The sequence below is a fragment of the Mycoplasma sp. 4463 genome (assembly GCF_048381515.1).
Lineage (GTDB): Bacteria > Bacillota_I > Bacilli_A > Mycoplasmatales > Metamycoplasmataceae > Mycoplasmopsis.
In genome coordinates this window covers 1-9,416 of record NZ_JBLWID010000030.1, presented here as the reverse complement: position 1 = coordinate 9,416, position 9,416 = coordinate 1, and the positions used below count along the sequence as shown (strand labels likewise).

Sequence of the window (9,416 nt, the reverse complement as noted above, 5' to 3'; positions counted from 1 at the left end):
GAAAAACACCCCAACATCATTGAGGTGTTATTATGTCTAATTAAACCTTCTGTCCATTTTTAGTGTCCCAGTTTATTAATTGCAAATGGAAAATTAGATTCAAAATATGCATCACTATTTAGAAAACATATGATTTTACAAATTATAGGTTTCTTATGTGCAGTAATCCTTCCAATCGTTACATCAGAGCTATTGAAAAAAGAATTAATCACACTTGATCAAGTGGTTCAAAAATTAGATTCTTCAACAGAAGTTTCACTTATCAAATAATTACAAGTAGCATTTGCTACTTTTTTTCATTGGAAAATATCACTAAAAAATATAAAAATGGACTATTATTTTTTACCTTTTATACTATAATATAAAAGCTTTTAGACTAGTCAAAATATTAAAAAGGAGGTAACAATGGCCATTGTTCCAAAACGTAAAACGTCAAAACAACGTAAACACAAAAGAAACAGTCATTCAGCATTAGAATTACCTAACCTTGTAAATTGCAAGCAATGTTCAAACAAAATTGAACAACATGTTGTATGTAAATTCTGTGGATTTTATAAAGGTAAAAAAGTACAAGGGTACAAAGCTTTATTAGATCGTAACAACTAATAATTTAATTAAATTTATAAACTAGAACAGGTAACTGTTCTTTTTTTGTTCCTTTTTGAGAGTTTTTACTAAATAAGTGGAGGACAAAAAATGAAATTATATTCAATCGGAGAAATAGTTTATAAAAACAAATCAAACATTATTTTAGAATCAAAAGGAGATGGGTACATAGTAACTGTTGCTGACGACAAAAGATGAGAAGTTGGACAAAAGACAAAACTATATTTATTTGAATACAGAACAGATTATATGACACACACTTATGGGTTCAAAGAATTTAAAGAAAGGTTATTATTTATCGACCTTATTGGCATAGAAAAAGTAGGCGCTAAAATTGCAATGAGCATTCTTGAAAAAGGATGAGAATATGTAGCTCACTTAATCGTTGATCACAAAACTGAAGAATTAGCATCAATCCCATTTGTTACTGAAAGAATGGCTAACTTAATTTGTTTTGAATTAGGTAACAAATGAGCAAAAATATTAACAAATGGAGATGCTAAAAAAGCTGAAAAATTACAACTGAAAGATGAGTTATATAAATCATTATTAATTTTAGGATTTACCAAAGGTCAAATTGAAAGTGCAGTTAAAAATGTTAAATTAAATCAATCGCTCGAAGATATGGTAGAAGAAAGCATTAAATTTATAGCAACTCAAAAAGATGAAGACAATAGATTTAAGACCGCATAGTTTTGAAAAATTCATTGGTCAAGATAAATTAAAACAAACACTTTTAGCAATGATACAGAGTTCTAAAGTTCAAAATAAACCTTTAGATCACATTTTATTTTATGGAATGCCTGGTATGGGTAAAACAACTTTAGCAACTATCATAGCTAACCAAAAAGGCAGCAAAATTCACTTTGTACAAGGCACAAACATTGAAAAGAAAGCTGATTTAATTAGTGTTTTATCAGTTGTAAATGAAAATGATATTGTGTTTATTGATGAAATTCACAGCATTAATAAAAATGTTGTTGAATTTCTTTATGCTGCAATGGAAGATTTTGTTTTTGACTTAATCATAGGTGTAGATGGAAATTCTAGACCGATCAGAATGAAATTAAAACCATTCACATTAATTGGAGCAACTACAAAATTCAATGAAATTTCACAACCTCTTAAAGATAGGTTTGGTTACATTGGAAGATTAGTTAATTACACATTAAAAGATATTTGCAAAATCTTAAAAATCACTTGTTCAAAGTTAAATTTAAATTTAGATGACGAACTAATTAAGTACATTGCTTCCTATTCAAGAAATACACCTAGGTTAGCAAATCACTTAATTTATAGAGTTTTAGACTTCGCACTTTCTTCAGAAAAAGGCGAAATTACAAAGCAAATTATTAAGAAAACTTTTAAATATCTTGACCTATATGAATATGGTTTAACAAAGGATCATATTGAATATCTTCAAATTTTAAAAGATGGATTTGAAGAAAAATCAGTTTCATTAGACACTATTGTCGGTTTAACCTTACATAACAAATACGATATAGTCAATGAAATAGAACCAATCTTATTGCTCTTAAAATTAGTGCAAAAAACTTCTAGAGGAAGAAAAATAACATCTTTAGGAATAGATTATTTACTAAGACAAAACTTGTCAATTTAGTTTTAATTTCTTTTTATCTTATAGATAAAAAATAAAGCATATTTTTGGTAGAATTAATACTAATTATGAAATTAAGAAGCAGAATATCAGAATTTTTTAAGTTAAGCAATTGAAAGAGAATTGTGATAAGCACTATCACAATTATTTCAACAATCTTAGCTATTGTTTTTGGTAGTTTATTTTACATTGGTAAAAATGTAAATAAATCTATTGAGTATGGTGGAGGAATTGAAGTTTTAGTCCAAGTTCAAAAAGATAAAAAGAACGCAGACAATCAACTTACAAATCTTGTTAACACATCGTTATATAACAGACTTAATAGTACCGGTTTAAATGGAATTACAGTTAGTTCTGAAGGTGATGGAAAAATAAGAATCACTAAATCAGGTCAATTAACCGATTCAGAGAGAATTCTTTTCCAAAATGAAATTGTTGATAAACCATTATTGACAATTACTGATGCACAGTTAAGACCATTATTCTATGAAGGTTCATTTAAAGTTGGTGAGCCTATTGGAGTGGATGGTTCTCCTACAGATATACCTGCTTCAAAATGAATTCCACCATTTTTACAAGATTCTGCAACATCACAAGCAAATACATCAAATGGTAAAAACTCAGTTAGTCTAAAACTTAGACCAGATAGTCAAGTTGAATGAACAAAAGCAACTGAATATGTTTCAAGTCAACAAGACAAACGTGTTTTAATGTGATTAAATATTGAAAAATTATTATCAATTGCACAAAATGAGTTCCCTGAAGATTGAGATCAATCAGGACATAATTTATGAAACTTTATTCACGTTACAAATCAAGCTTACTCAATTGATAATTCAACCGGTTTCCCTAGAAGAGTTGAAAATGCTTTAAAAGAGTTTGAATTTAATGCAAATGCTTATATGATTTCAAACGCTTCAGTTAATGAGCCATTAAATGGTGAAAGTGTACAAATCTCAGGTAATTTCACAGCTCAAGAAGCACAACACTTAGCTAACCAAATTAACTTTGGTTTAAGTGATTATGAGTTAGAAGTATTGTCAAATGTTTATGTGCAACCTGATTTAAATAATTCATCATTTAACTATGCAATGATTGCCGGAATTGTTATCTTCAGTTTAATTTCAATATTTATGTTAGTTAACTATGGATTACTTGGTGCATTATCAACAATCTCAATTGCTCTTTATATTTTCTTAACATTACTAATCTTCACAGTATTAAGAGGGGAATATTCACCAGCTACATTAGCTGCCTTGATTATTGGAATTGGTATTAGTGTCGATGCAAACGTTATTACTTTCGAAAGACTAAAACAGCAAGTTTACACAGGAGACTCGCTGAAGAAGTCCTTCAGGAATGCCAATAAGCTAAGTATGTCATCAATTATCGATGCAAACGTTACAACTTTAATTGTTGGATTTATCCTATTCTACTTTGGTACAAAAGATGTGAAAGGATTTAGTATTACACTTGTATTATCTGTTTTATGTACATTGTTAATTATGTTAGTCTTTTCAAGATTTTTAGCGTCAATGTTGGTTGGAACAGGTATGTTCGATAACAAACTTTATATGTTAGGTATCAGAAAAAGATACATTAACCATAAAACTAAACTTGGTGCAATGATCGAAAACTTTGATTACTTGAAACAATCAAAATGATTTGCACTTGGTTCTGCTATATTTGTTCTTATTGGGTTGATTGTGTTCATTTCACTTTCAGCATCTGAACACAATATTTGAGGAGGATTTAATAAATCACTTGAATTTGCTGGAGGAACAAATATAACTGTTCAACCATCGATTGGTTCTGCTATTACATTAGAAGATGCTGAATCTATTAAAAAAGTAATTGCAGATAATGCTGCAAAATACAATATTGAAAATGTTGACCAAATAGTTTCATTCTCAAAAGCAAGTGCTTCAGGAAATGAATATGTTGTAATGATTAAAACAAGTCAATCATTATCAGCAGATGTTGTTGAAAAAATTAGAGCTGATATTTTAAGTAATAATGCAAACCTTGAAATTATTAGTTACACAATTTCAACAAGTGAAGCTAACAAATTAGTATTAAATGCAGTTTTAGCTACGGTAATCAGCTTTGTTGGAATTATTGTTTACTTATTATTCAGAATGAGCTGAACTTACTCAATTGCAGCAATTATTGGTTTAGTTCACGACTTCTTAATGGTTATTGCTTTCATTGTAATTACAAGATTACAAGTTTCAACAATCATAGTTGCAGCTATGTTATCAATTTTAGGTTTAAGTATCAATGATTCTGTTGTTACATTTGATAAGATACGTGAAACAATTAAAACTAAATTCAATGGAAAAATTCTCAAAAAAGATGATATAAAGTCAATTGTTAACCACTCAATTGCGCAAACATTCAAGAGAAGTTTATATACATCAGGAACAACAATTCTAGCTATTTTAGTTCTATTATGCTTTAACAATGCTACAAATATGTCGTTTAACATTGTTATGCTATTTGGAATTTCAATCGGAGTTTACTCATCAATCTTCATTTGTTCTTGAGTATGAGCAATGTTAGAAGGGCACAAACAAAGAAAAATTCAAAAGAGAATTGATACAGGTTACTGAAACATTAACCGTCCAGATGAGCAAACATTTGCTGGAGTAAATGATTATCTTTAAAATTTCAAACTCACAAACGTGAGTTTGTTTTTTTAACAAAAACAAATGCATTTGCATAACTTAATTATATTTTTAGAATATAATTACATTAATTTAAATTAATTACCATAAAGGAGGAAAAATATGGCCAAATTTATAGATGAAGTTTATGTATCAATTCAAGCTGGACGTGGTGGAAATGGTATGGTTTCATTCCGTAGAGAAGCACACGTTGATAAAGGTGGGCCAGACGGTGGAGATGGAGGAAGAGGAGGAAATGTTTACTTTGTAGGTGACTTAGGTAAAAATACTCTTTTAACTTTCTACCAAAACAAACGTATCGTTGCAAAAGATGGAGTTAAAGGTGGTCCTAAAAACCTTTATGGAGCCAATGCAGAAGACACATACGTTAAGGTACCTGTCGGGACATTGGTTTATGATGGTAAGCGTTTAGTTGCTGATATTATTGAACCAAATAAGCCATATTTAATAGCTTCTGGTGGTAAAGGTGGTAGAGGTAACACTAAATTCAAAACAGCTAAAAATACAGCTCCAAGAATTTCTGAAAATGGATTACCTGGAGAAAAATTTGAAGCACACATTGTGTTGAAAATTCTTTCAGATGTTGGTGTTGTAGGTAAGCCGTCAGCAGGAAAATCAACATTCTTAAATGCTGTTTCAAATGCAAAAGCTAAAGTTGCTGAATACGAATTCACAACTCTTGTGCCACAATTAGGAATGGTTAAATATTTTGACGATTCATTTACAGTTGCTGACTTACCTGGATTAATCAAAGGTGCTGCATTAGGCAAAGGTTTAGGAATTCAATTCTTAAAACACATTGAACGTTGTAGAGTTATAGCTCACATTATTGACTTCGGTTCAGAAGAAAAAAATCCTATTGAAGATTATGAGGTTATTAACAATGAACTTAAGTCATACAATTTAAAATTAGAGCAAAAACCACAATTAGTAATTGCTAACAAAGAAGATTTACCAGCTTTCAAAACACACTTAAAAGAATTCAAAGCTAAATATCCGGATGTTGAAGTTGTTTCAATTTCTGCAATCAAACGTGAAAACTTAGAAGAAGTTAAAGCTAAATTATGAGACTTAATTATCAATAACAAAGCTCAACCAATTGAAGAAAAAGAAGAAGAGGAAAAAGTTATTGAGTATGAACCTGATTTTGTTGTTACAAATCCATATCACGGATACTACGAAGTTTCAGGTAAAAAAGTTGAAGAATTATACAACCGTATTCCAATCAATACATTTGACAACCTTGTTAGATTTAATAATATCTTAAAGAAAATGGGTGTTTGAGAAGAGTTAATTAGAAAAGGTGTTAAATATGGCGACACTGTTTCTATTTACGGTTTCCAATTTGAATGAACAGATGAAGAGTAATCAATAATTTAATTATTGATTTCTTTTTATTTTCTTTAAATAAAATAAAATAAATAAAAGAGGTAAATATGAAAGATTTTTTAATAATCGGAAACTGAAAAATGAATAAAACTTATACTCAAACATTGAGTTATTTAGATGATTTAGTTTTATCGCTCAAGGAATTAAATATTCCTAAAAGCATTAAAGTTGGAATTGCAGCACCTTATCCAAGTTTACCTGCATTCACAAGTGCTATAAGTAAATTTGTACTACCAGTTGCTCAAAATATGTCTATTCATCAATTCGGTGCATTCACAGGTGAAGTTAGTGCTCTTATGCTGAATGATTTAAACGTTAGATACGTTATTTTAGGACACAACGAAAGAAGATTACATCACTTTGAAACTAATGAAAGAGTTAATGTTAAAGCTAAAATTGCTATTGAACACGGGATTACACCTTTAATCTGTGTTGGTGAAAGTTTAGAAGATTATCAAAACAATAAAACTAAAGAAATTATTAAGCAACAAGTTTTAGAAACAACTAAAGGTCTTGATTTAGATAAATTCATCATTGCTTATGAGCCGATTTGAGCTACAGGAACAGGTCATTCAGCTACTCCTGAATTTGCAAATGAAATTTGTGGGTTCATTTCGCAATTGCTAGATAACAAAGTTATTGTTCAATATGGAGGAAGTGTTACAAGTCAAAATATTGAACAATTATGCGCACAACCAAATATCAATGGATTTTTAGTTGGTAAGGCATCATTGCAATTAGATAACTTTATTGAAGTAATTAAGCACGCTTTAAAAACTAGGTAAAAATGAATAAGAAAATAGAAATATACATTGACTTCGAAGCAATAGATAGAAGACATGCTCTTATTTATGACGAATTAAAGACATCGAAGTTTCATTCAATTCCGTTTGCATACACAATTGGGAAATATCCAAATAATGATAAAAACCAAGAAATGCAAATAAAAACAAATGTTATTAACTTTAGAAATTACGACAAAAAAGAATACTTCAAAAAATTCAGAATTAAATTGTTAGCTGATATAGCTAAATTAAATGGAATGAAGGTCAAAGATTTAACTGTTAATAATATTAATGAGAAGTTTGTGTTTTATGGCTGAAATCCAGTTTTAGAGAATACAATCATAAAAACGGTTTTAGGCAACCAAACAATTTGTCATAATGCAAATATTTTTAAGGATAAATTTACATCTAAACAAGAAATTTCATTAAAGTGAATGTCTAAAGGTTATGAAGATAAAAGCTACTTTAAAAATACAATAGAAATTCTTAAGAAAAAATCAATTCGCAAGATTACTGATGAGTCAGATCCCGGCTTAATTGCCTCTTTGGCTGGTTTCGCTCTTTTTGAAGCACAATATAAGAAAAAGAATAAGAATTTTCTTAACAATGCAGAAATCACAACAATATTAAATGAATTAAGAATTTATAATTCAGATGATATTCACAGAATTGATTTTATTTACAAAAATCCAGAAACTCTTAATCATAGGATAAAAGCTAAAAATGTAATAACGACTGAATTAAAATCAGTTGATAAAAAAAGAATGCAGACACTCAATAAAATTAATTTATTTAGACAAATTGATAACATTGTAATACTTGATAAAATTTCTAAATCAATTGCAAATGAGGACTTATTAGAAATTCTTAAGAAAAACTTAAGATGACTTGAGAAAGCAATTGAATTAGTTAATGAAGCAGAATTTAATGGAGAAAACATTAAAAAATATTTAGAAAGTCTATCAGATGATTATGAAAATCTTTCTAAAAAAACACAGAATCTAAGAGATAAAATTAAAAACATTTAAGTCATACACACAGTGCTAAAAGTCTAAAAATCAATCACATTAAAATCATTATCAAAAATGATTTTTTTTATTATAATAAAAAAGCAATATACACAATATTGCCAAATTAATGTGGGAGATATAAAAAATATCGTTTGACCACCATATCGAAAGGATACAGAGTTTATGGCAAAAAAAGAAATTCAACGTATTGCTAAGTTGCAATTCCCTGCTGGTAAAGCTAAACCAGGTCCAGCTCTTGCTGGAGTTGGTGTTAACATGCCAGAATTTACAAAAGCTTTTAACGATGCTACAAGAGATAGAGGGGACGAACCAGTTCCAGTACAAATTACAGTTTACAAAGACAAATCATTCGAATTCAAATTATTCACAGCTCCTGCTTCATACAAAATTAAGCAAGCTGCAAAAATTCAATCAGGTGCTTCAAACGCTAAAACAACAATCGTTGCTACAATCTCAAAAGACCAATTAAGAGAAATCGCTGAATACAAATTACCTGACTTAAACACAGATGATGTTTACGCTGCTATGGCTACAATTGCTGGTACAGCTAAACAAATGGGTGTTTTAGCAGAAGGATACGACGACATTTTTAAAGCTAAAAAAGAAGCTGCTGCTGCAGCTAAAGCAGAAGCAAAAGCTGAAGCTAGAGAAGCTGAATTAAACAAAGAAGCTGAAGAACTTGTTGCAACAAAAGGTGAAAGAATCGAAGTTAACGTTATTTCACACGAACACGACAAAGAAGAAGGAGCAGAATAATTATGGCTAAAAGAGTTTCTAAAAATTTAAAAGCTGCTAGAGCTGCATTTGACAGAACAGTTGCTTATGATTTAGCTGAAGCTATTGAGCTTGCTAAAAAAACTTCTTACGCAAAATTTGATGCTTCAATCGATTTAGCTTTCAACTTAAACTTAGACGTTCGTAAAGCAGACCAACAATTACGTGGAGCTGTATTACTTCCAAACGGAACAGGTAAATCAATCAGAGTTTTAGTAGCTACAAACAATGTTGAAAAACAAAAAGCTGCACAAGAAGCTGGTGCAGATATTGTTGTTGATGCACAAGCATTAGAACAAAGAATTAAAGAAGATCAATTTGATTTCGATGTTATGGTAGCTGACCCAGCTATGATGCCTTTATTAGGGAAATATGGTAAAAAATTAGGGCCTAAAGGTCTTATGCCAAACCCTAAAACAGGTACAGTTACTCCAACACCTGAAAAAGCTGTTGAAGAACTTAAAAAAGGTAAAGCTAACTACCGTACAGACAAAGCTGGTATTGTACACTCATTAATCGGAAAAGC

General features: G+C 29.8%; 10 protein-coding genes. All 10 read left to right on the top strand.

Features of this window, described 5'->3' with window-relative positions; all coding sequences use genetic code 4:
- Window positions 1–129: 129 nt before the first annotated feature.
- Entirely contained in the window at window positions 130–270 is a 141-nt protein-coding gene (locus ACNF36_RS02705; RefSeq protein WP_418303641.1) for a hypothetical protein, read from the top strand.
- Window positions 271–405: 135 nt separating this feature from the next.
- Window positions 406–606, top strand: coding sequence for a 50S ribosomal protein L32 (rpmF, locus tag ACNF36_RS02700; RefSeq protein WP_257088893.1), 201 nt, complete (start codon window positions 406–408; stop codon window positions 604–606).
- A gap of 90 nt (window positions 607–696) precedes the next feature.
- Entirely contained in the window at window positions 697–1,299 is a 603-nt protein-coding gene (gene ruvA / locus ACNF36_RS02695; RefSeq protein WP_418303640.1) for a Holliday junction branch migration protein RuvA, read from the top strand.
- A complete protein-coding gene (gene ruvB, locus ACNF36_RS02690; RefSeq protein WP_323177350.1) occupies window positions 1,271–2,227 on the top strand; it encodes a Holliday junction branch migration DNA helicase RuvB in 957 nt (318 codons plus the stop codon). Before ruvA ends, ruvB begins: the two co-directional genes overlap by 29 nt.
- 65 nt (window positions 2,228–2,292) lie before the next feature.
- Window positions 2,293–4,890 (top strand): protein translocase subunit SecDF, encoded by a 2,598-nt coding sequence (secDF, locus tag ACNF36_RS02685; protein ID WP_418303639.1) that lies wholly within the window; start codon window positions 2,293–2,295, stop codon window positions 4,888–4,890.
- 123 nt (window positions 4,891–5,013) lie between these two features.
- Window positions 5,014–6,279 (top strand): GTPase ObgE, encoded by a 1,266-nt coding sequence (obgE, locus tag ACNF36_RS02680; protein WP_418303638.1) that lies wholly within the window; start codon window positions 5,014–5,016, stop codon window positions 6,277–6,279.
- Between the two features lie 68 nt (window positions 6,280–6,347).
- Entirely contained in the window at window positions 6,348–7,085 is a 738-nt protein-coding gene (gene tpiA, locus ACNF36_RS02675; protein WP_323188392.1) for a triose-phosphate isomerase, read from the top strand.
- 2 nt (window positions 7,086–7,087) lie between these two features.
- Complete coding sequence (locus tag ACNF36_RS02670) at window positions 7,088–8,113, top strand: hypothetical protein (RefSeq protein ID WP_418303637.1); 1,026 nt, start codon at window positions 7,088–7,090, stop codon at window positions 8,111–8,113.
- A gap of 165 nt (window positions 8,114–8,278) precedes the next feature.
- Entirely contained in the window at window positions 8,279–8,872 is a 594-nt protein-coding gene (rplK, locus tag ACNF36_RS02665) for a 50S ribosomal protein L11 (RefSeq protein ID WP_418303636.1), read from the top strand.
- Between the two features lie 2 nt (window positions 8,873–8,874).
- The coding region (rplA, locus tag ACNF36_RS02660) for a 50S ribosomal protein L1 (protein ID WP_418303635.1) at window positions 8,875–9,416 on the top strand (542 nt) is incomplete at its 3' end.